A 23,179-nucleotide genomic window follows, 5' to 3' on the forward strand; every position below is an offset into this window, starting at 1 on the left:
GCCTCACAGGGCCGGTCAGCGCCGTCACCGGGAAGGATAGGCTCGCGGCATGACGGTGGCGGTACGCGTGATCCCGTGTCTGGACGTGGACGCCGGGCGGGTGGTCAAGGGGGTCAACTTCCTCGACCTGCGCGACGCCGGCGACCCGGTGGAGCTGGCCGCGGTGTACGACCGGGCCGGCGCGGACGAGCTGACCTTCCTCGACGTCACCGCCTCCTCCAGCGACCGCGGCACCATGCTCGACGTGGTTCGCCGCACCGCGGAGTCGGTCTTCATCCCGTTGACCGTCGGCGGCGGCATCCGGCAGGTCGCCGACGTCGACACCCTGCTGCGGGCCGGCGCGGACAAGGTCGGGGTGAACACCGCCGCGATCGCCCGCCCCGAGCTGATCGCCGAGATCGCCGACCGGTTCGGCCGGCAGGTGCTGGTGCTCTCGCTCGACGTGCGGCGCGCGCCGGCCGGCACCACGCCCAGCGGCTTCGAGGTGACCACCCACGGCGGCCGGCGCGGCACGGGGCTGGACGCGGTCGACTGGGCCCGGCGGGGCGCCGAGCTGGGCGCGGGGGAGATCCTGCTCAACTCGATGGACGCCGACGGCACCAAGGCCGGCTTCGATCTCGAACTCATCGGCGCGGTGCGCCGGGTGGTCGACGTGCCGGTGGTGGCCAGCGGTGGCGCGGGCGAGGTGGCGCACTTCGCGCCGGCCGTCGGCGCCGGCGCGGACGCGGTGCTCGCCGCCAGCGTCTTCCATTTCGGGGAGCTGACCGTCGCCGAGGTCAAGGACGCGCTGCGCGGAGCCGGCCACCCGGTCCGCTGACCGGGGCCCGGGTCGTCGGGCGGGGTCAGTCCGGGCGGGACCGGTTCTCGGGGGAGCGCCGGGGCGCCGGGATCGACCGCACCACGTATTCCTGGACGGCCGCGGCGTGCTCCTCCTCGTCGAGGTGCCACTCCGCGCTGACCGGGGTGTGCCGCCGGCTGAGCACGCCCTGCACCGTGTCCACCGTCGTGGCCAGCCCGGCGCTCGGTCGGGTGCGCCAGAGCCGTTCACCGTCGGCGGTGATCCGGAACCAGCCGTCGGTGACGCTGACCAGCCCGGCTCCGACGAGGCGGCGGACCGCCGCCTCCACCTCGTGTCGCTCGGGGATCGCCTGGTTGAGGTGGTCGGCGGTGGAGAGCACGTCGGCGAGGCGCACGCCCTCGGGCCGGCGGCTGGACGCGGCCCGGCGGTGCCGGCCGGCACCGCTGGCGATCACCAGCGAGACGAAGATCCAGGCATCGGTCCAGCGCCAACCGTTCTCCCCCATGCCAGGATTCTGCCGGGCGTGGCGGCCGAAGGGAACACCGAGGACGGGCGGGCCTCCCGGAACAGGGGTTCGTGGCCGCCTGCGGACGAGGTCTCGCGGTGGGGTCGGTCGCCGGGAGTGCCCGTCGCGGCGGAGCGGTCGGGTCGCCCGGAGCGGAGTGACCGGTCCGGGCCGGGAGGGTCCGGGGCGCCGGGAGTCGTTCGCCGCGGTGGGACCGGTCAGGCCGCGGGGAGCGGCTCGACCCGGCCCGGGGCGACCTCCGCCGGCTCGGGGACGGTGAACAGCGGCAGGAAGACCTGGGTCAGCGGGCCGATGGCTAGCGCGTAGGCGACCGTGCCGACGCCGACCGTCCCGCCGAGCAGCCAGCCGAGCGCCAGCACGGTGACCTCGATGACGGTGCGGACCAGCCGGATCGACCGGCCGGGCCGCCGGGCGACGTAGCCGGTCATCAGGCCGTCGCGGGGGCCGGGGCCGAGGCGGGCGCCGATGTAGAGGCCGGTGGCCGCGCCGTTGGCCACGATGCCGGCCACCAGCAGCCCGATCCGTACGCCGAGCGGCCCGCCGGCCGGCAGCAGGGCCAGTGTCGCGTCCACCACCAGCCCGATCACCAGGACGTTGCTCACCGTGCCGAGGCCGGGGCGCTGGCGCAGCGGGATCCAGAGCAGCAGCACCAGTGCGCCCACCGCGATGGTGACCGTGCCGAAGGAGAGGCCGGTCAGCTCGGCCAGGCCCTGGTGGAACACGTCCCACGGGTCGAGGCCCAGCCCGGAGTTGATCATGAGGGCCATGCTCACGCCGTAGAGGACGAGCCCCGCGTAGAGCTGGGTCAGCCGCCGCGCGGGACGATGCCGGAGATTGCCAATCGCTGCCACCCATGCCACTCTAGGGTCCAATTGGCGAGATGGAAGAGCCAATGTCGGAGGGGTGGCATGACGAGTCAGGTTCGGGGTGCGCAATTGGCTCGCCTTCTCGGCCAGTGGCATGCGCTTCCGGGCCGCCGCCGCAGCCCCGACTACGCCGCCCTGGCCGGTGCCGTGCGGGGCCTGCTCGCCGACGGCCGGCTGCCGCTCGGCGTACGCCTGCCGGCCGAGCGGGAGCTCGCCGAGGCGTTGAAGATCAGCCGGACCACGGTCACCGCCGCGTACCGGGAGCTGCGGGAGAGCGGCCACCTGGCCAGCCGGCGCGGTGCCGGCAGTTGGACCATGCTCCCCGGCACCCACCGGGTGGCGAGCACGGGCCTGTGGACCCCGCTGGACGACCGGGACATGATCGATCTCGGCGTGGCCGCGCTCGCCGCCCCGCCGGAGTTGCTGCCGGCCGCCCGAGCCGCCGCCGAGGACCTGCCGCGCTACCTGGGCGGCGCCGGCTACCACCCGACCGGGATCATCGAGCTGCGTGAGGCGGTGGCCCGCGCGTACACCGAGCGTGGCCTGCCCACCTCGCCCGACCAGATCATGGTCACCAACGGCACCCAGCACGCGCTGGACCTGGTGCTGCGCCTGTCGCTCGCGCCGGGCGGCAACGTGCTGGTCGAGGCGCCCAGCTACCCCAACGCGCTGGCCGCGCTGGCCGCCCGGCGGGCCCGGATCACCACCCACGGCCTCGCCGTCGACGAGCCCGGGTGGGACGCCGACCTGCTGCTCGGCAGCCTCCGCCAGGCCCGGCCCAAGCTGGCGTACCTGATCCCGGACTTCCAGAACCCGACCGGCCACCTGATGCCGGCGTCGCTGCGCGAGCGGGTGGTCGGCACCGCGCACGCCGTCGGCACCGACCTGGTCGTCGACGAGTCCTTCGTCGACCTGCCCCTGGACGGGACGGTGCTGCCCCCGCCGACCGCCAGCTTCGACCGGCACTCCCGCGTGGTCACCATCGGCGGGATGAGCAAGCCCTTCTGGGGCGGCCTGCGGATCGGCTGGGTGCGCGCCTCGGCCCCGCAGGTGCAGCGGCTGGCCGCCGCCCGGGTCGGCGTCGACATGGCCAGCCCGGTGCTGGACCAGTTGGTCGCGGTCCACCTGCTCGCCGACGCCCCGGCCATCGTCGCCGCGCGTCGGGCGCAGCTCACGGCCCAGCGCGACGCGCTGCTGGCGGCGCTCGCCCAGCGCCTGCCCGAGTGGCGGGTCACGGTGCCGCACGGCGGCGTGACCCTGTGGGCCGAACTCGACGGCCCGATCTCCAGCGCGCTCGCCCGGGCCAGCGAGGAGGTCGGCGTACGGCTGGCGCCTGGTCCCCGGTTCGGCCTGGACGGCACGCTGGAGCGTTTCCTGCGGCTGCCGTTCACCCTGCCCGTCGGCGACCTCGTCGAGGCGGTCGGGCGGATCGCCGCCGTCCGGTACGACCTGGACCGCGGCGGCCGGCCGCAGTGGCGGGAACCGGCCGTCATCGCCTGACGCCGGGACGCCGGCCCGGCCGGGACACTCTCCACCGCAGGCGGCTGCCAGACTGTGCGCCGTGGCGACAGGTAGTACGACGCGGCGCGCGCCGCGCATGCGGGTCATGCGGGAGGGGTCCACCGTGACCCCGCTCGAACTCTTCTTCGATCTGGTCTTCGTCTACGCGCTCACCCAGGTGACCGCCCTGATGGCGGACGACCTCACCGGGCGTGGGTTGCTGCGTGGCCTGCTCGTGCTGGCACTGCTCTGGTGGTGCTGGTGCTGCTACGCGTGGCTCGGCAACACGGTCCGGGCCGACGAGGGCGTCGTCCGGGTGGCCCTGTTCGCGGTCATGGCCGCCATGTTCGTGGTCGCGGTGACCATCCCGGAGGCCTTCGACGACCTGCCCGGCGGGCTCTCGGGGCCGGTGGTCTTCGCCGCGTGCTACCTCGTCGTGCGTGTGCTGCACCTGGTGATCTACTGGCACGCCGCGCGTGGCGACGAGGGGCTGCGCCGGCAGTTGCTGCGGGCGGTGCTGCCCATGCTGGGCGGGGCGCTGCTGCTCTTCTCCGCCGCGTTGCTGCCGCAGCAGGTCGCCGACGACCCGGCCCGGGTCTCCACCATCCGTACGGCGCTGTGGGTGCTCGCGCTGGCCGTGGACTACGGCGGGATCATGGCCATCGGGGCGGATGGCTGGCGGATCTTCTCGGCCGCGCACTGGACCGAGCGGCACGGGCTGATCATCATCGTGGCGCTGGGGGAGTCGCTGGTGGCCATCGGCGTCGGCGTCACGCACCTGCCGATCTCCTGGCCGATCATCGTCGCCTCCGTGCTGGCCATCACCGTGACGGCCGCGTTGTGGTGGGCGTACTTCGACGTGGTGGCCATCGCGGCGGAGCAGGTGCTGCACCGGGCCGAGGGCGCGGCTCGCGCCGCGCTGGGCCGGGACTCGTACACGTACCTGCACCTGCCGATGGTGGTCGGCATCATCCTGCTCGCGCTCGGCTTCAAGAAGGTCCTGTCGTACGTGGGCGACGGCAGCGCGCACGACCTCACCGACCCGCTGCACGGCCTGGGCCTCTACGCCCTCTATGGCGGGGTGGTGCTCTACCTGCTCGGGCACCTGGGCTTCCGGCTGCGCAACATGGGCTCGGTGAACTGGCCACGGGCGGTGACGGTGGTGCTCCTGGTCGCTCTCGTGCCGCTGGCCGACCGGCTGCCGGCGCTGGCCGCGCTCGCGGTGCTCGCCGTCGTCTGCGTCGGCATGGTGGCGGCCGAGGTGCGGCTCTTCGGCGAGGACCGGCGAGCCCTGCGGGACGCGTCGCTGGCCGCGCACGGCGCCGGGCCCGAGCCCGGCCGCTGACCCCGCCGGAGGTGGCGGGGCCACCACCTGTGACGGACGGTGGCCCCGTGCCCGGCGGGCGCGGGGCCACCGACGCGGCGTGCTCAGAGTTCGGCGAGCGTGCCGGCGTACATCTTCTCGATCTCGGCGGCGAAGTTGCTCTCCACCCCACTGCGCTTGATCTTGAGTGACGGGGTGATCTCGCCGTCCTCGATGGTCAGGTCGCGCGGCAGGATGGCGACCTTCTTGATCGTCTCCCAGCGGTTGAGCTTGGCGTTGAGCTCCGCGACGTATTCCTCGACCATGGCCTGCGCCTCGGGCGAGGCGACGATCTCGGCGTAGTCGCGGCCCTCCAGCGGGGTGCCGGCGGCCCAGCCCCTGATCGCGTCCGGGTCCAGCGTGACCAGCATCGTGCAGTAGTTGCGGGCCTGGCCGATCACCACCGCCTGGGAGGTGTACGGGCAGGTCGCCTTGAACATCCCCTCGATGTGCGAGGGCGCGATGTACTTGCCGCCCGAGGTCTTGACCAGGTCCTTCTTCCGGTCGGTGATCTTCAGGTAGCCCTCGGCGTCCAGCGTGCCGATGTCGCCGGTGCGGAAGTAGCCGCCCTCGGTGAACGCGGCGGCGGTCTCCTCGGGCAGGTTGTGGTAGCCGCGCATGACCGGCCGGCCGCGGACGAGGATCTCGCCGTCGGTGTCGATCCGGCACTCCAGATCACCCAACGCCTTGCCGACGGTGCCGATCCGCAGCCCGTCCGGCGGGTTGACGAAGTTGCCCGCGCTGGTCTCGGTGAGGCCGTAGCCCTCGGAGATCGGCAGGTTGGCGGCGGCGAAGAAGGTGGCGATCTCCGCGCTGAGCGGGGCGGCGCCCGAGACGAGCACCCGGATCCGGCCGCCGAGGCGGGCCTGGAGCTTGCTGAACACCAGCTTCTCGGCCACCGCGTACTTCAGCCTCAGCCCCGTCGGGACCAGCCTGCCGGCCTGCTCCAGGGCGACCCTCTCCTTGCCGACCCGCACGCCCCAGGCGAAGATCTTCGCCTTCGCGCCGCCGGCGTCCTGGGCCGTGGTGACCGCCTTGTTGTAGACCTTCTCGAAGACCCGCGGCGCGCCGCACATCAGCGTCGGCTTCACCACCGCGAGCAGCTCGACCAGCTTGTCCACCCGCCCGTCGACGTACGTCGGCAGGCCCACGTGGATCACCCCGCAGAGCAGCGTCTTGCCGAACGAGTGGGACAGCGGGAGCCAGAGGTACTGCAGGTCGTCGTCGCGGAGCAGCCCCAGCTCGGCCTGCGCCACGCCCTCCCAGCACCAGCCGCCGTGCAGCAGCTCGACGCCCTTCGGGCGCCCGGTGGTGCCGGAGGTGTAGATCAGGGTGGCCAGGTGGTCGGGGCCGATCCCGGCGACCAGCATCTCGATCAGGTCGGGCTCGGCGGCCAGCGCCCGGGCGCCCTGCTCCTCCAGCTCGGCGAGGGTGAGCTGCGGGACGGCGGCGGACGGGTCGGCCGCGCCGTCGAAGAGCACCACGTGGGTCAGGGCCGGCAGGTCGGCTCCGGCGATCTTGGCGGCCTGGGCCGGGTTCTCGGCGAACAGCACCCGGGAGCCCGAGTCGGCGATGATGTAGGTCGCGTCCTCCGGCTCGGTGGTGGGGTAGACGGTGGTGGTCGCGCCCCCGGCACACATGATGCCGAGGTCGGCGAGCACCCATTCGAGCCGGGTGTTGGCCAGGATCGCCACCGGATCCTCCTGGCCGACGCCGAGCCCGTGCAGCCCGGCGGCGACCGCCTTGGCGCGGCGGGCCACCTGTGCCCAGGTCAACCAGACCGGCCCCGAGTCGTCGGAGGCCGGGTGGGCAAAGGCGTCGCGGTCGGGGGACGCCGCCACGCGCTTGAGGAACATGTCCGGGATGGAGCGGTACGGTACATCGAGAGCCATCGCTGTAGCCGCCTTCGGGGGTGGAGGCGTGACGGTCGTCACGTCAGTATTCGTTACCGAAGAGTATTGCCTGCACCCCGGGCGTCGGCCAGCCCCGGTCGATCACGGCTGGGCCACGTCCCGGGACCTGGAACACCCTCAGGCGTACCGGGCGGCCCGCAGCGACCAGTCGTAGGTGGCCCGGATCCAGTTGCGGCGGGCGAGCACCGCCGGTCGCAGGCCCTCGTCGCCGGTGGCCAGCAGGGCCGACTCCGTCGCCAGGTAGGCCGCCAGGGACTCGTTGAACCGGTCGGCCGCCGCCCGCAGGGCCGACGGCTCGTCGCCGCCGGACCGCCCGGCGGCGATGACGGCCACCAGGTTGTGGCCGTCCGGCTGGGCGAGGTTCTCCTTGCCGTACGAGAAGACGTCGTTGCACCAGCAGACCAGGTCGGCGGCGAGCAGGTCGAGCGTGACCAGCGTGGGCTCGGCGCGGGCGGCCGCCTCCGGCCGACCGCCGGCGGCCAGTTCGGTGAGGGTGAAGCTGGGGTGGACCGCGCCGGTGTGCCGGCGCATCTGGACGTACTCCGCCAGCTCCGGCACCCGGCCGTGCTCGCGGTTCGCGGCCTCCCAGAGCAGCGCCAGCAGGTACTCCCGCACCTGGCTGGTGAAGCGCAGCAGCACCGCCGGCGTCCCGGCGGCGCGCACGCGCCGGCACAGGTCGGCCAGCGCGTCGCCCAGCGGGCCGGCGGCGCCGGCGGGCGCCACCGGGTCGCCGTGCCGGTCCAGCACGTCCAGCATGGCGGCGACGGTCGGCGCCAGCCGGGTGGGGCCGTCGCCGAGGCCGTCCTCGTCGCAGGCGTCGTCCATCACGAACAGCCAGGAGATCAGGTCGGCGAGCAGCCGCAGCCGGTCGACCGGCCCCTCCGGGCAGGCCCGACCGGCGAGGCCGGCGGCGTCGGCCCGGCGCAGCCGGTCGAGTCGGTGCCCGCTAGCGATCAGGCCGTGGCCGAGCACCCACTCGGTGCTCTCCTGTGCCACCTGATCCGTGGCGTCGTGCCGGCGCGCGGGAAAAGGGGGTTCCCGCAGCGCCGAGAGTGCGAAGGTCCGCATGGCGCCCCCTGTCGCGCCGCCCCCGGGCGGGACGGCGCGGGACAGCGTACGGGAGGGGGGATCGGCGGCGGTCGTTGGGGAGAGGCGTCCTGCCGGCGATATGGTGACCGCTTCCGTGCAGTCCGTCACATGCCCAGGTGGGTGTTGCGCAGCCGGTCGGCCAGCGCCGCCGGCCCGTCGATCTGCACCCGGGCCACCCGCTGCCGGCCGGAGAGGAAGAGAACCAGTTCGCCGGGTGCCCCGACCACCCGGACGGGTTCGCCGCCCCGGCCGACGGAGAGCGCGCCGTAGCCCGGCGCCTGCACGAAGACGTCGGCCGGGAACCGGCGCAGTGCCAGCCGGGCCAGCCCGGCGGCGCGCGTCCACAGTGCCGCCTGGAGCCGGGCGGCCAGGTCGCGCGGGAGCCAGCCCGGACGGGCGCGGCGCACGTCCTCGTGGTGGATGAAGAACTCCATCGTGTTGGCCAGCTCGTCGGTCACCGGGTTGCTGACCGGGCTCCACACCGGTGGCCGGCGCACCTGCTCGACGAGGTGGGGCCAGGGGCGCGCCGCGATGTGCCGGCGCACCCGCTCGGCGTACCCGCGCAGGGGCCGCAGCAGGATGCCGCCGGCGGCGTCCGGGCGGCGCTCGCGCAGCACCAGGTGGGCGGCCAGGTCGCGGGTCGTCCATCCCTCGTTGACCGTCGGAGCGTCCGGTCCCAGCGTGAGCATCAGGTCGGCGAGCGCCTCGCGCTCCGATCGGGCGTACCGCGGCATGGCATCGATCGTAAGCGCGGGCGCCCGGGTCGGCGCGCCGGCGCGGCGGGCCGGCCGTGACGGCGGACATAGCGGCCCGGGGCGGCGGAGCTGGCCCCGACCGGTAAGGATGAGGGAGATAATTGCGGCTTACGGCGGGGGAGAGCGTGGCGAGCAGGACAAGTCGGGACGTGCTCGGTCGGGGGTTGGTCGTCCTCGGGGTGGCCATCCGGGAGCAGCCGCGGATCTTCGCGGTCGCGGTGACCGGCAGCGTGCTCTTCGGCGCCATGACGGTGGCCAGCGCGTTCGTGGTGGGCGCGGTGGTCGGCGACGTGGTGGTCCCGGCGATCGAGCGCGGCTCGGTCGGGGTCGGGGCGCTCGCCCTGGCCGCCGTCGCGCTGTTCGGCATCAGCGTGCTGCGGGTGGCCGGCATCTTCGGCCGCCGGCTCGGCGCGGGTTACATGCAGTACCGCCTCCAGGCCGCCTACCGGCGCCGGGTCACCCGGCGCTACCTGGAGCTGCCGCTGTCCTGGCACCACCGCAACGCCACCGGCACCCTGCTGTCCAACGCCAACTCCGACGTCGAGGCCGCCTGGCACCCGATCGCCCCGCTGCCGTTCGCGGTCGGCACCCTGGTGATGCTGGTCGGCGCGGTGGCCTCGCTCTTCGCCACCGACTGGGCGCTGGCCCTGGTCGGCCTGGCGGTCTTCCCGGCGCTCTTCGCGCTCAACGTCGCCTACTCGCGCCGGATGGCCCCCCGCCAGGCGCGGGCCCAGCGGCTGCGCGCCGAGGTCAGCGGCATCGCCCACGAGAGCTTCGACGGCGCGCTGGTGGTCAAGACGATGGGCCGGGAGGCCCAGGAGACGGACCGGTTCGCCGCCCGCGCGGGCGAGCTGCGCGACGCGCTGGTGTCGGTGGGGCGGCTGCGCGGCGTCTTCGACCCCGTGCTGGAGACCCTGCCCAGCCTCGGCACCCTCGCGGTGCTGGTGGTCGGCACGTTCCGGCTGCGGCAGGGCGCGATCAGCGTCGCCGAGCTGGTCAGCGTCGCCTTCCTCTTCACCGTGCTGGCCTTCCCCGTCCGGGCCATCGGCTGGGTGCTGGCGGAGCTGCCGCGCAGCGTCGCCGGCTGGGACCGGGTCCGCCGGGTCCTCGACGCCACCGGCGAGATGCCGTACGGCGACACGACGCTCGACCCGGCCGACCTCCGCCCCGCCCCCCTCACCTTTACCGGCGTCCGGTTCGGCTACGAGCCCGCTGAGGCGCACCTGCCCGGCACGGAGGTGCTCGGCGAGGTCTCCTTCACCGTGCCCGCGGGGAAGACCGTCGCACTGGTCGGGCCGACGGGCGCCGGCAAGTCCACGATCGCCTCGCTGGCCGTGCGGCTGGTCGACCCCCGGGCCGGCACGGTCGCCCTGGACGGGGTGGACGTGCGCCGGCTCACCGCCGCCTCGCTGGCCCGCACCGCCGCGCTGGTCGCCCAGGTGCCGTTCGTCTTCGACGACACGGTGCGGGCCAACATCACCCTGGACCGGCCGGGCATCGGCGACGACGACGTCTGGGCCGCGTTGCGGCTCGCCGAGGCGGACGGCTTCGTCGCCGCACTGCCCGACGGCCTCGACACGAAGGTCGGCGAGCGGGGCACCTCGCTCTCCGGCGGGCAGCGGCAGCGGCTCACCCTGGCCCGCGCGCTCGCGGGCCGGCCACGCCTGCTCGTCCTCGACGACGCGACCAGCGCCGTCGACCCCCGCGTGGAGGCGGCCATCCTGGCCGGGCTGCGGTCCTCCGCCGGGGAGCCCGGCGCGCCGGCCGCGTCGATCCTGGTGGTCGCCTACCGGCGGGCCACCATCGCGCTGGCCGACGAGGTGGTCTACCTGGAGCAGGGTCGGGTGGTCGCCCGTGGCACGCACGCCGAGCTGCTCGCCACCGTGCCCGGCTACGCCGACCTGGTCACCGCCTACGAGCAGGCCGAGGTCGACCACGCCAAGGACGAGACGTACGACGAGGTCGCCCCGCTGAACTCGGGCCTGGAGATCGAGGTGGACCGGTGAGCGCGAGGAGTGCAGCGGAGCGGAGCCCCGCAGTCGCGAACGAGAGGCGGGCCCGGTGAGCGCGAGGAGTGCAGCGGAGCGGAGCCCCGCAGTCGCGAACGAAAGGCGGGGCCGATGAGCGCGACCACGACCGAGCGCAAGGCGGAGTCGGCCGAGACGGCCGAGGTGACCGAGACGACCTGGCGGACGCTGCGGCGGGGCCTGGCGCTCTCCCCGGAGCTGCGGGTCGGCCTGGCCGGCACGCTCGGCCTGGCCCTGGTCTACATGGTCGGCCGGGCGGCCGTGCCGGTGGCCGTGCAGCAGGGCATCGACAACGGCATCGTCGGTGGTCTGGACCTGACCGTGGTCTGGACGGTGGTCGCCGCCACCGCCGCCGTGCTGGTGGTGACCACGGTCTGCGGCTACCTGATGATGCGCCGGCTGTTCACGGTCAGCGAGACCGCGCTGGCCAACGTGCGGGTACGGGCGTTCCGGCACGTGCACGACCTCTCCATGTTGCACCAGCAGTCCGAGCGGCGCGGCTCGCTGGTGTCGCGGGTGACCAGCGACGTCGACCAGATCACCCAGTTCCTCCAGTGGGGCGGCGTGATCCTGGTGATCAACCTCGGCCAGCTGGTGGTCACCACGCTGGTGATGCTGGCGTACTCCTGGCAGTTGACCCTGGTCGTCTACGCCGCCTTCCTGCCCGCCGTGCTCGTGATCCGGGTGCTCCAGCGCCGCCTCGCCGGGGCGTACGGGGTGGTCCGGCAGCGCACGGGAGCGCTGCTCGGCGCGATCGGGGAGAGCGTGGTCGGCGCGCCGGTCATCCGGGCGTACGGGATCGCCGGGCGCACCGCGCGCCGGCTCGACGAGGCGATCGACGGCCAGCGGCGGGCGCAGCAGCGGGCGATCAGGATCAGCATCATGGGTAGCTCCGTCGGTGAGCTGGCCGCCGGGCTGGCCCTCGCGGGCGTGGTGGTGCTCGGGGTGACCCTGGGCGCCGACCGCACCCTGAGCGTCGGCGAGGTGACCGCCTTCCTCTTCCTGGTCACCCTCTTCATCCAGCCGGTGCAGATCGCCACGGAGGTGCTCAACGAGGCGCAGAACGCCATCGCCGGCTGGCGCCGGGTGCTGGACGTGCTGGACGTCGCGCCGGACGTCGCCGACCCCGGCGAGCAGGGGCGCGAGCTGCCGCCCGGCCCGCTGGACATCCGCTTCGCGGGGGTGGGCTTCGCCTACCCGGGCGGCCCGCCCGTGCTGCACGGGATCGACGTGGAGATCCCGGCGAAGAGCCGGGTGGCGGTGGTCGGCGAGACCGGCAGCGGCAAGACCACGTTCGCCAAGCTGCTGACCCGGCTCATGGACCCGACCGCCGGCCGGGTGCTGCTTTCCGGGGTGCCGCTGGAGCAGGTCCGGTTCGCCTCGCTGCGGTCGCGGGTGGTGATGGTGCCACAGGACGGTTTCCTCTTCGACGCCACCGTGGCGGAGAACGTCCGCTTCGCCCGCCCCGAGCTGACCGACGAGCAGCTCGCCGCGGCCTTCACGGAGTTGGGTCTGGCCGACTGGCTGGAGGGGCTGCCGGCGGGCCTGCGCACCCCGGTGGGGGAGCGGGGCGAGGCGCTGAGCGTCGGGGAGCGGCAGTTGGTGGCGCTGGCCCGCGCGTACGTGGCCGACCCGGACCTGCTGGTGCTGGACGAGGCGACCAGCGCGGTGGACCCGGCCACCGAGGTGCGGCTGCAACGCACCCTGGACGCGGTGACGCGGGGGCGGACGACCCTCGCCATCGCGCACCGGCTCTCCACGGCGCAGTCCGCGGACGAGGTGATCGTGGTGGACCGGGGCCGGATCGTGCAGCGCGGCCCGCACGACGAGTTGGTCCGCGACCCGGAGTCGGTCTACGGCCTGCTCTACGCCTCCTGGCTGGAGCAGACCCGCTGACCCGCCCGGGCCGCGGCCGGCGCGCCGAACGCGTCCACCGCGGCCCGGACGGGACGTGCTGACGCGACGGCTACCGCGCAAGACGGGCGCCGACAGCTGCGCGGTCTACGCCGAGTTCGGTCAATACGTCCGTTGCGGGGTCGGTGCGGTCACCGGTCAGGAGCCCGGACAGCAGGTGGAGAGCGGTGATCCGACGCGCGCCGGTGCGTCTGGCCACGGCGAGAGCCCGGGACAGCGTGGCCTTCGCGCCGGACGTGAACGGCAACCGTTTCGACGGTTCGGGAATCGTGGCCCGCTCGACGCCACGGGCGTCAACGCCGATTGCGGCAAGAGCCGCCTCGTCCAAAGCGGCGAGCGCGGACCGCGCCGATTCGACGTCGACGCCGAGAGTCTGGGCCGCCTCTGCGTCATGGAGCACTCCGAGGAGCAGATGTTCCGTGCCGACGCGCCGGTCGCCACGCCTACGCGCCTCCGCCGGTGCGTGCGCCGCAACCGCGGCTCGGGCACCAGCCGTAAATCGTTCGAACATGGCAACTCACTTTCCATGCTTGGTATGGGCGGACTGGCGTGAGACGCCGAGGGCGTCGCCGATCTGCTCCCAGGACCAGCCTTCGGCCCGGGCGCGGGCAACCGCGGCAGCCTCGACCTGCTCGGCGAGCCGGTGCAGGGCACCGACGGCTCGAAGCAACACGGCCGGATCATGGGACCGCAATCGGGCGACCAGTTCGGACTCCTCCATGTCTGTCAGTCTGGATTGACAGGCGCCGCGTTGTCAATCCAGACTGACAGACCTCGACAACGCGAGGAGTTCCATGTTGAAGGCCCTATTCATCTGCGGTATCGCCGCCGGCCCGCTGTTCGTGCTCAGCTTCCTGATCCAGGGCGCAGCCCGGGACGGTTACGATCCGCAGCGCCATCCGGTCAGTTCCCTCGCCCTCGGCGACCACGGCTGGGTGCAGACGGCAACGTTCCTGGTCGCCGGCGCGTTGACCGCCGTGTTCGCCGTCGGACTCCGGCGGACTCTGCGCGCAGGACCTGGCCGGCTGTGGGGCCCCCTCCTTGTCGGCGTGTGGGCGCTCGGCCTCGTCGGCGCAGGGCTGTTCGCCACGGACCCGGTCAGCGGGTACCCACCCGGCAGCCCGGACCGGCTGCCCGCCTACAGCGGCACCAAGGCGGCCCTGCACGACGGCGTATCGCTGGTCGCCTTCATCGCAATCACAGCGGCCTGCATCGCATTCACCCGCCGGTTCGTCGCCTACAACCGGTGGGGCTGGGCGTTCTACTCGTCCATAACGGCCATCGTCGTCCTCATCGCACTCGGACTGTCGAGCGCCGCCTTCGCTCAGTCGCAGGACCTCGTAGCGTTCGGCGGCCTGTTTCAGCGGGTCATGATCGTCGTGGCCTGGTTATGGCTGACCCTGCTCGCCCGGGAGGTACTGCGCAGCGATGCACGATCAAGGCCAGGCGTCCGTGTCGGCTAGCCGAAGGGCTTGCGAAAGCCGGTCTTGGACGATGGGCAGCCGACAATCCCGGCACACAAGTCGAACGTGCGCCGCAGTTGGTCTCGCTGACGTTGTGCTGGTGGCGCAGGCGCTGCTTCTCCAGCAGCCGCACCTGGTAGTCCGAGGTCTTGCGGCGCTGCCGCCCGTGCACGCCGGGCGGGAAGGGGCGCCGTTCGAGGTGTCGCACGCACTTGGGATGAGCGGGATGCCGAGGGCGCGGGAGAGCCGGGCCTTGGGCCCGGGGTGGTCACGCTGGACGTCCCCGGACCGGTGCTCTAGTCTCCGGGTTAGGTAAGCCTAACCAAAGGAGGTCGTGTCATGCGGCCCAGCCCGGCGGAGATCGTCCGTACCCTTGTCGCGGGCCGGTTGCCCGGCATCGCCCACGTCGCGCACCGACCCGGCCCGCACCAGGTCCGGCACGTGACCGACCCGGACGGGCGGGTGCTGCTGCTGGTGCCGGTGGTCAGCGACCTCGCCGCCGCACTGCGGCCCGCCGACGGCGAGTCCGACGTGGCGTTGGTGCTGGACGTGCTCGACCTGCCGCCCGCCGCGGGCGCGCCGAGCCTCGGCCGGGCCTGGGTCTCCGGCTGGGCGACCCGCCTCGAGGGCGCGGAGGAACGCCGGGCCGCGCTGGACTTCGCGGCGGTCGAGCCGACCGGCGACCTGCTCGACGTCGGCACCCGGTTCCGGCTGCACCGCTTCGAGGTGGCCGAGGCCCGCTGGGAACGCGCCGACGCTGTGCGCCGGATCGACCCCACGGCGTACGCCGAGGCCGAGCCGGACCCCCTGCACGCGGTCGAGGCCGGGTTGCTGGCCGACCTCGCCGAGCACCACGCGGCCGAGGTGGCCGCCTACCTGCGGCGGCAGCTCGGCCTGGCCGACAGCGCCCCGGACGCCGCGCCCCGGGTGGTCCGGATCGACCGGTACGGCCTGCTGGTGGACCACGGCCGGCCCGGCGCCCGCCGGCGGGCCCGCCTGGCGTTCCCGCGCCCGCTCGACGGCGAGGAGGAGCTGGCCCGCCTCCTGCCCCCGATGCTCTGCCGCCACGCCGCCTCCCGGCACGCCGACCACGCCTGAGCCCGCCGCGGCTGGCCCGCCGCCGGGTGCCGCTCGGCCGGCCAGGGGTGCCGGCGCGGGTCAGCCGGCGAAGACCTCGGCGAGGTCGCCGGTCAGGTAGCGCTGCACCGTCGGGCCGACCGCCGCGACGAGCGTCTCCGGGGCGGCCGAGGCGACCGGCTCCAGCCGGACCACGTGTCGCATCATGGCCAGCCCGATCATCTGGCTGGCCACCAGCGAGCCCCGCAGCGGCAGCTCGGCCGGGTCGGCGTCGAGCTGGTCGAGGACCTTGCGGAGCACCTGGCTGACCAGGAACTCCCGCAGCAGGCGGGCGGTCCACTCGTTGCTCACCGCCGAGCGCAGCAGGGCTACCCCGGCGGTGCCGGCCGGGGAGTCCCAGACGCCCAGGAACGTGCGGACCAGCCGCTCCCCGAGGCCCTCCCGGTCCCCTGCGAGCACCTTCGGCAGCAGCTCGCCCGGGTCGACCGGCGCGTGCATCGCGGCCAGGAAGAGCTGGTCCTTGCTGCCGAAGTAGTGGTGCACCAGCGCCGGGTCCACCTGCGCGGCGGCGGCGATGGCCCGGATCGAGGCCCCGTCGAAACCCCGCTCGGCGAAGGCGGCGCGGGCGGCCCCGAGGATCGCCTCCCGGGTGTCCGGGTTGCCGGGTCGCCGTCCGGTCCGCCGCGCCATCGCCGCCCTTCGCTCGTCGTCGTCCGCCGCCGGTCCCACCGGGGCGGGTGCCGGTGGCGTCAGCCGCTGCGCCGCCGCAGGGTGGCCGCGGCGAGCACCAGCGCCAGCACCGCCGCGCCGGCGACGACCGCCATGTCCCGCCACATGGTGGCGGTCGGCTCGGCGTTCGCGCCCACCTCCTGCAGCGCCTCGACGGCGTACGACAGCGGCAGCACGTCACTGACCGCCTGCAACCAGCCGGCCATCTCGCCCCGGGGCACGAACAGCCCGCAGAGCAGCAACTGGGGCACCACCACGACCGGCATGAACTGTACGGCCTGGAACTCGGTGCGGGCGAAGGCGCTGCAGAAGAGCCCGAGCGCGACCGCGAGCACCGCGTTCAGCGCGGCGATCATGATCACCAGACCGCTGCTGCCGGCGGTGTCCAGGTCGAAGACCCCGTACGCCACGGCGGACGCGATGACGGCCTGGACGACCGCGGCCAGCCCGAACGCGATGCCGTAGCCGAAGAGCAGGTCGAGCTTGCCCAGCGGGGTGGTGAGCAGCCGCTCCAGGGTGCCGGTGGTGCGCTCGCGCAGCATCGCGATGCTGGTCACCAGGAACATGATCACGAAGGGGAAGAAGCCGAGCATCACCAGGGCGACCCGGTCGAACGTCGACGGCTGCCCCGGCGGGGCGGGCTGGTCGACGTACATGAAGTAGACCAGGGCGAGCAGCGCCGACGGCACCACCACGAGCAGCGCCACGGTGCGCCGGTCGTGCCGCAGCTGGCGCAGGATGCGGCCGGTGGTGGCGGCCAGGATCCGCGGGTTCACGACGCCTCCCGTCCGGCGGCGCCCGCCTCGCCCGCCCTGATCAGCCGCAGGAACGCCTCGTCCAGGTCGTCGACGCCGGCGGCGGCGCGCACCGCGTCCGGGGTGTCGTCGGCGATCAGCCGCCCCTCGCGGATCAGCAGCAGCCGGTCGCAGCGGGCCGCCTCGTCCATCACGTGGCTGGAGACCAGCAGGGTGGTGCCGGCGGCGGCCATGGCGTGGAACCGGGCCCAGAGGTCGGCCCGCAGGACCGGGTCCTGGCCGACCGTCGGCTCGTCGAGGACGACCACCTCCGGCTCCCCGACCAGCGCGCAGGCCAGGGACGCGCGGCTGCGCTGCCCGCCGGAGAGGTTGCCGACGAGTTGGCCGGCCGCCCCGGCGAGCCCGACGTCGGCGACCGCCCGGTCGGCGTCGGCCCGGCCCCGGCCGTGCAGGGCGGCGAAGTAGCGCGCGTTCTCCCGCACGGTGAGGTCGGCGTAGACGCTGGGCGCCTGGGTGAGGTAGCCGACCCGGCGGCGCAGCTCCGGCGTTCCGGCGGGGCGCCCGAGCACGGTGACGGAGCCGGCGCCGACCACCTGCACTCCGACGATCGCGCGCATCAGCGTCGTCTTGCCGCTGCCGCTCGGCCCGAGCAGGCCGGTGACCCGGCCGCGCGGCACGGACGCGTTGATGCCGTGCAGCACCCGCCACCCGCCCCGGTCGACGACCAGGTCACGGACGGCGATCGCCTCGTCCATCGCCCACCTCCCCGGAAACTCAACGGCTGTTGAACTCGACGCTAGTGGAGATGTCTTCCGGGCCGCAACGGTTGACTTCGCGTGTACTCGAACTGGAAGCCTGGGGGCGTGGACATCAGCACGTGGGAAACGACCCTCACCGTCGGCGAGGCGGCCGAGCGGGTCGGCCTGACCACCTACACGCTGCGCTGGTACGAGCAGGAGGGGCTGGTCGCCCCGGTCGGGCGGGACTCGGCCGGGCGCCGCCGCTACACCGAACGGGACGTCGACTGGCTGTTCCTGCTCACCCGGCTGCGCCGCACGGGCATGCCCGTGCGGGACATGCGCCGCTACGCCGAGCTGGCCCGGCAGGGCGACGCCACCCTGGCCGCCCGGCGGGCGCTGTTCGAGGCGCACCGCTCCCGCGTGCTGAGCCGGATGGCCGAGCTGGAGGAGGACCTGAAGGTGCTCAACTACAAGATCGACAACTACCGCCGGGCGGAGGGGTGCCGATGATCCGCCGTCGGCTGGGCGCGGCCGGGCCGGAGGTCTCCGCGATCGGGCTGGGCTGCATGGGGATGAGTTTCGCCTACGGCGGGGCCGACGACGCCGAGTCGACCCGGACCCTGCACCGGGCGCTCGACCTGGGCGTGAACCACCTGGACACCGCCGACATGTACGGCCGGGGCCGCAACGAGGAACTGCTCTTCCCGGTGGTGCGGGCGCGCCGCGACGAGGTCTTCCTGGCCACCAAGTTCGGCAACCGGCTGCGCGGCGACGGCTCCGGCGCCACCGGCAGCCCCGGTGCGTACGTGGACAGCAGCCCGGCCTGGGCGCGCACGGCGTGCGACGCCTCCCTGCGTCGGCTCGGGGTGGACGTCATCGACCTGTGGTACCTGCACCGGCGCGACCCGGCCACCCCGATCGAGGACACGGTCGGCGCGATGGCCGAGCAGGTGGCCGCCGGCAAGGTGCGGCTCATCGGCCTGTCCGAGGTCAGCCCGGCGACTCTGCGTGCGGCGCACGCGGTGCACCCGGTGACCGCCGTGCAGATGGAGTACTCGCTGTTCAGCCGGGACGTCGAGGGCGAGATGCTGGCCACCTGCCGGGAGCTGGGGGTGGCGCTGGTCGCGTACTCGCCGGTGGGGCGGGGGCTGCTGACCGGGGCGATCACCAGCCGGGAGCAGCTCGCCGCCGACGACTGGCGCCGGGCGGCGCCGCGCTTCGCCGAGGGCAACCTCGACGCCAACCTGAAGCTGGTCGACGAGGTGCGGGCGGTGGCCGACGAGATCGGCTGCACCCCGGCCCAGGCCGCCCTGGCCTGGCTGCTCGCCCAGGGCGGGGACGTCTTCCCGATCCCGGGCACCCGACGGGCGCACCGGCTGGAGGAGAACGCGGCGGCGGCCGACATCCGGCTCACCCCGACGCAGCGGTCCCGGCTGGGCGAGGCGGTGCCGCCGGGCGCGGCGGCCGGCGAACGGTACCCCGAGGCGTCGATGAGGTTCGTCGGGCATTAGCCTTCGGACCGGACACCGGGTCCGCCATCGGGCATTGCGCACCGATCGGGCGTACGGCACGATGGCGCCGTGGGTCACGCTCCGTCACCGGACGAGGGGTTCCTCCGCGAATGGGCCGCCCGGTTGCGGGCCGGCGCCGAGCAGCCCGTCGTCGGCATCATGCTGCGCGGCAGCCACGCCCGGCGGGCCGCCACCGCGCACAGCGACGTCGACGTCGACGTGCTGCTCGGTGGCGCCCCGTACGCGGCCCACCGGGCGTACCTGGCGGAGCACGCCGGGCGACTGACCCACGTCTCCGTGGCCGCCCGCGACGTGCGTTCCTGGCTGAGCCGGCTCGGCGAGCCGGCCGACTGGGCGTTCGGGCTGCCGGTGACGGCGCCGGCCCGGCTGCTCTGGGCGGATCCGCACTGGCGGGTCCGGATCGACCTGCCGGTGCTCTGCCAGCCGGCCGGCGAGCCGCAGTTGGAGGAGTTGATCGCCACTCTCGGCAAGGTGGCGGGCGCGCGGGACGCCGACGACCACCTCGGCGTCCGGCTGGCCGCCGCCGACCTGGCCCGGCTCTGCCCGTCCGTGCTGCGGCCGGCCAACCCGACGGTCCGGGTGGCCTCCCGCCGGGAGGCCTTCGCCGCCGCCCTCGACCTGCCGGTGGCGCCGCCGAACTACCGGGAGGACATGCTGCTCTGCCTCGGGCTGCGCCCCGGCTCGGTCGGGCAGGTCTGCGCCGCCGCGGCCCGCCTGGTCGCCGGCTCCCTGCCGCTGATCCGCCCGTACGCCGCCGAGATCGCCGGGGTCGCCGGCGCGGACCTGGCCGACGCCCTGGTCGACGGCCGGCTGGACCGCTACGTCGACCAGCTGACCCGGCCCGCCGGCCGGCCGCCGCGCCCCCGGCGGGAGCCGTCGCCGGTGCCCGCCCCGCGTGCGGGACAATGGGTCACTGTGCCCGTACCTGACGCGCCGGTGACCGGCGTCCACCCCACTCCGCAGGAGCCCGCGGCCGGCGGCCCGGCCCGTGCGTCCCGGCTCGACCCGGCCATCGCCGCCCGGCTGCGCCGCACCCCCGACGGCCTGGTGGCCGCGGTGGTCCGCCAGCACGACTCCGGCGAGGTTCTGATGGTCGCCTGGATGGACGACGAGGCGCTGCACCGCACCCTGACCACCGGGCGGGCCACCTACTGGTCGCGCAGCCGCCAGGAGTACTGGGTCAAGGGCGCCACCTCCGGGCACCACCAGTACGTCCGCTCGGTCGCCCTGGACTGCGACGGCGACGCGCTGCTGGTCGACGTCGACCAGGTCGGCGCGGCCTGCCACACCGGGCACCGCACCTGCTTCTTCACGGAGCTGCCGGTCAGCGGGGAAGAGGCGGGGGCCCGGTGACGGCGCAGCGCGCGACGCCCGGCGGCGGGTCCCGGACCGACGGCGCGGTCAGCCCCGACGTGGCCTCCTTCACGGAGCTGGCCGCCCGCTGGCGTGTCGTCCCGGTCACCCGGCGGCTGCTCGCCGACGCGGAGACGCCGGTCGGTGTCTACCGCAAGCTGGCCGGCGGTCCGGGAACGTTCCTGCTGGAGTCCGCCGAGCAGGGCGTCGGCTCGGCCGGGCTGGCCTGGTCGCGGTACTCGTTCATCGGCGTACGCAGCAGCGCCACGCTGACCGAGCGGGACGGGGCCGCCGTGTGGACCGGGCAGCCGCCGGCCGGCCTGCCCACCTCCGGCGACCCGGTCCGGGTGCTGCGCGAGACCGTCGACGCCCTCGCCGGCCCGGCCTGGGACGCGGCCAGCGGCATGCCGCCGCTGACCGGGGGCATGGTCGGCTACCTCGGCTACGAGCTGATCCGCCGGTTCGAGCGGCTGCCCGAGCTGACCGAGGACGACCTGGGCCTGCCCGAGCTGGGCATGATGCTCGCCGCCGACCTGGTGGTGCTGGACCACTACGACGGCTCGGCGATCCTGGTCGCCAACGCGATCCTGCCGCCACTGGACGAGCCGGACCGCGAGGCCCGGGTCGCGGCCGCGTACCACCACGCGGTCGGCCGGCTCGACGCGATGACCACCGCCCTGTCCCGGCCCATCCCGCCGATGGTGTCCACCGTCGACCGGCCGCCCGCCGGGGAGGTGCGCAGCCGCACGCCCGAGGGCGGTTACCCGAAGGCGGTGGAGGCGGCGAAGGAGGCGATCCGGGCCGGCGAGTGCTTCCAGATCGTGCTGGCCCAGCGGTTCGAGCGGCAGACGCACGCCGACCCGCTGGACGTCTACCGGGTGCTGCGCACGACCAATCCCAGCCCGTACATGTACCTGCTGCGCTTCGACGGCTTCGACATCGTCGGCTCCTCCCCGGAGGCGCACCTGAAGGTGACCGCCGACGCGGAGGGGCAGCGGCGGGCGCTGCTGCACCCGATCGCCGGCACCCGGCCGCGCGGCGCCAGCCCGGAGGCCGACGCCCGGCTCGCCGCGGAGCTGCTCACCGACCCCAAGGAGCGGGCCGAGCACGTGATGCTGGTCGACCTGGGCCGCAACGACCTGGGCCGGGTGTGCCGTCCGGGCACCGTGGAGGTGCCGGAGTTCGCCACCATCGAGCGCTACAGCCACGTCATGCACATCGTCTCGACCGTCGTCGGCACGCTGCGGGACGACCGCACGGCGTTCGACGCGCTCGCCGCGACCTTCCCCGCCGGCACGCTCTCCGGCGCGCCGAAGGTGCGGGCGATGGAGATCATCGAGGAGCTGGAGCCGGTCCGCCGCGGCCTCTACGGCGGCACCGTCGGCTACTTCGGCTTCGGTGGGGACCTGGACATGGCGATCGCCATCCGCACCGCGCTGATGCGCGACGGCCGGGCGTACGTGCAGGCCGGGGCGGGGGTGGTGGCCGACTCGGACCCGGCCGCCGAGGACCAGGAGACCCGGAACAAGGCCGCCGCGGTGCTCGCCGCGATCGCCGCCGCCGAGACCCTCCGGCCCGCCCGATGACGGCGGCGCAGCCGCGCGGCCACGAGCCGGGGGCGGCCGAGGTCGAGGAGCGCGCGCGGGCCGTCGCGGGCCGGCGCGAGCTGACGTACGCGGTGCTGCTCTGTGTGGCCGGCGCGGGCCTGGCGTTCTGGGCGTCGACCCGCACCTGGGCGGTCGAACTGACCGCCCGGCCCACCCCGCTGCCGCCGGTACGTGACGCGCGCACGGGCGCGGGCCTGCTGCCGTGGCTGCCGGCGCTGGCCCTGGTGGGGCTGGCCGGGGGCGGCGCGGTGCTCGCCACCCGGGGCCGGTCGCGGCGGCTGCTGGGCGCGCTGCTGTGCGGGCTCGGCGTGGCGGTGGCGGCCGGCGGCGGCTACGGCCTGGTCGCCGGGTTCGACGGTGAGGTCAGCCGGCACTGGCCGGCGCTCTGCCTGGTCGGCGGGGTGCTCGCCGCGGCGGGCGGGCTGCTGACCGCGCTGCGGGGCCGGTGGTGGCCGGCGATGGGCGCCCGCTACGAGCGGCCGGCCCGGGGCGGCGGCGCGCCGGCCGCCCGGGGCGAGGACGGTCGCGTCACCGGCCGGCGCACGACGGAGGCGTGGGACGCGCTGGACCGCGGCGAGGATCCGACGGTCAGCTGACGGGCTGGCGGTCGCGGGCGGCGGCCCGGGCGGCCGTCAGCTCCGCCACCAGGCGGTCCAGTTCGGCCCGCTGGTCGGCGCGGGCCCGGTCGGCGCAGACGGCCTCCCAGGCGTTGCCGCGCGCGGTCCGCATCCGGGCCTCGCCGACCACCGCGCGCTCCAGGGTGTGGACCACGCCGGCGGCGAGCGACGCGACGGTACGCGAGATGGTCGTCAGTCCGATGGTCTGGTTGGGCTCGACGGTGCTCATGATCACCCCGCACGGAGATCGTTGGTGTCGGTGGGGCAGGCGCGACATCGAGTCTGCCCGAGAGAGATGCTGGCTGGCTCACGTTTCGCCGTGGTGACCGACACGTCAACTCTCCGTCCGGCCCGTGACCAGGGAAAGGGCCGTTCGCCCTTGAGCTAGGTCACAGGGGGGGGTCGGCGTCCCGCCGTGGCCGCGCCGGGCGGCCGGGCACGGGAGTGGACAGGATCGGGCCGATGTCCCGCGCGGTGGGGCGACGAGACGGGGTGACAAACGTCGATGGGCGCGGTCGCCCTGCGTGACGTCCCGTTCACCGGAAGTCGGCCAT

At 74.6% G+C, this 23,179-nt stretch carries 23 protein-coding genes and 2 pseudogenes; 13 read left to right on the plus strand and 12 right to left on the minus strand.

Going from position 1 to position 23,179, the window contains the following annotated elements:
* Positions 1-49 precede the first annotated feature (49 nt).
* Positions 50-817 carry an imidazole glycerol phosphate synthase subunit HisF gene (hisF, locus tag ACZ6O2_RS06120; protein WP_466022162.1) on the plus strand — a complete coding sequence of 256 codons (768 nt, stop codon included), beginning with the start codon at positions 50-52 and terminating at the stop codon, positions 815-817.
* A gap of 25 nt (positions 818-842) precedes the next feature.
* Here the strand turns inward: hisF and ACZ6O2_RS06125 are convergent, their stop codons facing one another.
* Complete coding sequence (locus ACZ6O2_RS06125; RefSeq protein WP_350709318.1) at positions 843-1,304, minus strand: hypothetical protein; 462 nt, start codon at positions 1,302-1,304, stop codon at positions 843-845.
* Positions 1,305-1,522: 218 nt separating this feature from the next.
* Entirely contained in the window at positions 1,523-2,176 is a 654-nt protein-coding gene (yczE, locus tag ACZ6O2_RS06130) for a membrane protein YczE (protein ID WP_350709317.1), read from the minus strand.
* A 57-nt stretch (positions 2,177-2,233) separates the two neighbouring features.
* Between yczE and yczR the strand changes: the two genes are divergently transcribed.
* Together yczR and ACZ6O2_RS06140 are read left to right on the plus strand one after the other, a co-directional pair.
* The gene (yczR, locus tag ACZ6O2_RS06135; RefSeq protein WP_350709316.1) at positions 2,234-3,691 is read left to right on the plus strand and encodes a MocR-like transcription factor YczR; all 1,458 of its coding nucleotides are present in this window, start codon (positions 2,234-2,236) and stop codon (positions 3,689-3,691) included.
* Between the two features lie 61 nt (positions 3,692-3,752).
* Positions 3,753-5,036 (plus strand): low temperature requirement protein A, encoded by a 1,284-nt coding sequence (locus ACZ6O2_RS06140; protein ID WP_466022163.1) that lies wholly within the window; start codon positions 3,753-3,755, stop codon positions 5,034-5,036.
* A gap of 83 nt (positions 5,037-5,119) precedes the next feature.
* On the opposite strand, the gene ACZ6O2_RS06145 is transcribed toward ACZ6O2_RS06140, so the two are convergent.
* The 3 genes from ACZ6O2_RS06145 to ACZ6O2_RS06155 all read right to left on the minus strand — a co-directional run bounded on the left by ACZ6O2_RS06145 (position 5,120) and on the right by ACZ6O2_RS06155 (position 8,790).
* Positions 5,120-6,946, minus strand: coding sequence for an AMP-dependent synthetase/ligase (locus ACZ6O2_RS06145; RefSeq protein ID WP_466022164.1), 1,827 nt, complete (start codon positions 6,944-6,946; stop codon positions 5,120-5,122).
* Between the two features lie 138 nt (positions 6,947-7,084).
* Positions 7,085-8,035, minus strand: a complete 951-nt coding sequence (locus ACZ6O2_RS06150; RefSeq protein WP_350709310.1) for a terpene synthase family protein — start codon at positions 8,033-8,035, stop codon at positions 7,085-7,087.
* 125 nt (positions 8,036-8,160) lie between these two features.
* Positions 8,161-8,790: a TIGR03085 family metal-binding protein gene (locus ACZ6O2_RS06155; protein ID WP_466022165.1), complete on the minus strand. Its 630-nt coding sequence runs from the start codon at positions 8,788-8,790 to the stop codon at positions 8,161-8,163.
* 146 nt (positions 8,791-8,936) lie between these two features.
* Between ACZ6O2_RS06155 and ACZ6O2_RS06160 the strand changes: the two genes are divergently transcribed.
* Both ACZ6O2_RS06160 and ACZ6O2_RS06165 read left to right on the plus strand, forming a co-directional pair.
* A complete protein-coding gene (locus ACZ6O2_RS06160; RefSeq protein WP_466022166.1) occupies positions 8,937-10,817 on the plus strand; it encodes an ABC transporter ATP-binding protein in 1,881 nt (626 codons plus the stop codon).
* Positions 10,818-10,931: 114 nt separating this feature from the next.
* Complete coding sequence (locus ACZ6O2_RS06165; RefSeq protein WP_350709304.1) at positions 10,932-12,734, plus strand: ABC transporter ATP-binding protein; 1,803 nt, start codon at positions 10,932-10,934, stop codon at positions 12,732-12,734.
* 70 nt (positions 12,735-12,804) lie between these two features.
* Here the strand turns inward: ACZ6O2_RS06165 and ACZ6O2_RS06170 are convergent, their stop codons facing one another.
* The gene (locus ACZ6O2_RS06170) at positions 12,805-13,263 is read right to left on the minus strand and encodes a Clp protease N-terminal domain-containing protein (protein WP_466022167.1); all 459 of its coding nucleotides are present in this window, start codon (positions 13,261-13,263) and stop codon (positions 12,805-12,807) included.
* 6 nt (positions 13,264-13,269) lie between these two features.
* Complete coding sequence (locus ACZ6O2_RS06175; protein WP_466022168.1) at positions 13,270-13,473, minus strand: helix-turn-helix domain-containing protein; 204 nt, start codon at positions 13,471-13,473, stop codon at positions 13,270-13,272.
* 73 nt (positions 13,474-13,546) lie between these two features.
* On the opposite strand from ACZ6O2_RS06175, the gene ACZ6O2_RS06180 reads away from it, so the two are divergent.
* Positions 13,547-14,215: a DUF998 domain-containing protein gene (locus tag ACZ6O2_RS06180; protein WP_466022169.1), complete on the plus strand. Its 669-nt coding sequence runs from the start codon at positions 13,547-13,549 to the stop codon at positions 14,213-14,215.
* Positions 14,216-14,232: 17 nt separating this feature from the next.
* On the opposite strand, the pseudogene ACZ6O2_RS06185 reads toward ACZ6O2_RS06180, so the two are convergent.
* Positions 14,233-14,443, minus strand: a pseudogene (locus ACZ6O2_RS06185) (30S ribosomal protein S4); the annotation flags it as partial.
* Positions 14,444-14,554: 111 nt separating this feature from the next.
* Here ACZ6O2_RS06185 and ACZ6O2_RS06190 point away from each other — a divergent pair.
* Complete coding sequence (locus tag ACZ6O2_RS06190; protein ID WP_466022170.1) at positions 14,555-15,313, plus strand: DUF2470 domain-containing protein; 759 nt, start codon at positions 14,555-14,557, stop codon at positions 15,311-15,313.
* A gap of 60 nt (positions 15,314-15,373) precedes the next feature.
* Here ACZ6O2_RS06190 and ACZ6O2_RS06195 read toward each other — a convergent pair whose 3' ends face one another.
* The 3 genes from ACZ6O2_RS06195 to ACZ6O2_RS06205 are packed head-to-tail and all read right to left on the minus strand — an operon-like array spanning position 15,374 to position 17,531.
* Positions 15,374-15,982, minus strand: coding sequence for a TetR/AcrR family transcriptional regulator (locus ACZ6O2_RS06195; RefSeq protein WP_350709301.1), 609 nt, complete (start codon positions 15,980-15,982; stop codon positions 15,374-15,376).
* Positions 15,983-16,041: 59 nt separating this feature from the next.
* Positions 16,042-16,797, minus strand: a complete 756-nt coding sequence (locus ACZ6O2_RS06200; RefSeq protein ID WP_466022171.1) for an ABC transporter permease — start codon at positions 16,795-16,797, stop codon at positions 16,042-16,044.
* Positions 16,794-17,531, minus strand: coding sequence for an ABC transporter ATP-binding protein (locus tag ACZ6O2_RS06205; protein WP_466022172.1), 738 nt, complete (start codon positions 17,529-17,531; stop codon positions 16,794-16,796). Before ACZ6O2_RS06205 ends, ACZ6O2_RS06200 begins: the two co-directional genes overlap by 4 nt.
* A 108-nt stretch (positions 17,532-17,639) precedes the next feature.
* Here ACZ6O2_RS06205 and ACZ6O2_RS06210 point away from each other — a divergent pair, with 108 nt between their 5' ends.
* From ACZ6O2_RS06210 to ACZ6O2_RS06235, 6 genes and pseudogenes are all read left to right on the plus strand, one after another.
* Positions 17,640-18,026 carry a MerR family transcriptional regulator gene (locus ACZ6O2_RS06210; protein WP_466022173.1) on the plus strand — a complete coding sequence of 129 codons (387 nt, stop codon included), beginning with the start codon at positions 17,640-17,642 and terminating at the stop codon, positions 18,024-18,026.
* Entirely contained in the window at positions 18,023-19,027 is a 1,005-nt protein-coding gene (locus tag ACZ6O2_RS06215; RefSeq protein ID WP_466022174.1) for an aldo/keto reductase, read from the plus strand. The genes ACZ6O2_RS06210 and ACZ6O2_RS06215 overlap by 4 nt, the downstream gene beginning before the upstream one ends.
* 159 nt (positions 19,028-19,186) lie before the next feature.
* Positions 19,187-19,777: pseudogene (locus tag ACZ6O2_RS06220) on the plus strand (phosphoribosyl-AMP cyclohydrolase); the annotation flags it as partial.
* Positions 19,778-19,963: 186 nt separating this feature from the next.
* Entirely contained in the window at positions 19,964-20,401 is a 438-nt protein-coding gene (hisI, locus tag ACZ6O2_RS06225) for a phosphoribosyl-AMP cyclohydrolase (protein WP_350709388.1), read from the plus strand.
* A complete protein-coding gene (locus tag ACZ6O2_RS06230) occupies positions 20,398-21,987 on the plus strand; it encodes an anthranilate synthase component I (RefSeq protein ID WP_466022175.1) in 1,590 nt (529 codons plus the stop codon). Before hisI ends, ACZ6O2_RS06230 begins: the two co-directional genes overlap by 4 nt.
* On the plus strand, positions 21,984-22,604 hold the full coding sequence (locus tag ACZ6O2_RS06235) for a Trp biosynthesis-associated membrane protein (RefSeq protein ID WP_466022176.1): 621 nt from the start codon (positions 21,984-21,986) through the stop codon (positions 22,602-22,604). Before ACZ6O2_RS06230 ends, ACZ6O2_RS06235 begins: the two co-directional genes overlap by 4 nt.
* Here ACZ6O2_RS06235 and ACZ6O2_RS06240 read toward each other — a convergent pair.
* Complete coding sequence (locus tag ACZ6O2_RS06240; RefSeq protein WP_350709287.1) at positions 22,597-22,854, minus strand: hypothetical protein; 258 nt, start codon at positions 22,852-22,854, stop codon at positions 22,597-22,599. The genes ACZ6O2_RS06235 and ACZ6O2_RS06240 overlap by 8 nt on opposite strands.
* Positions 22,855-23,179: the final 325 nt, after the last annotated feature.

It is taken from the genome of Micromonospora sp. NPDC048040 (assembly GCF_055587185.1).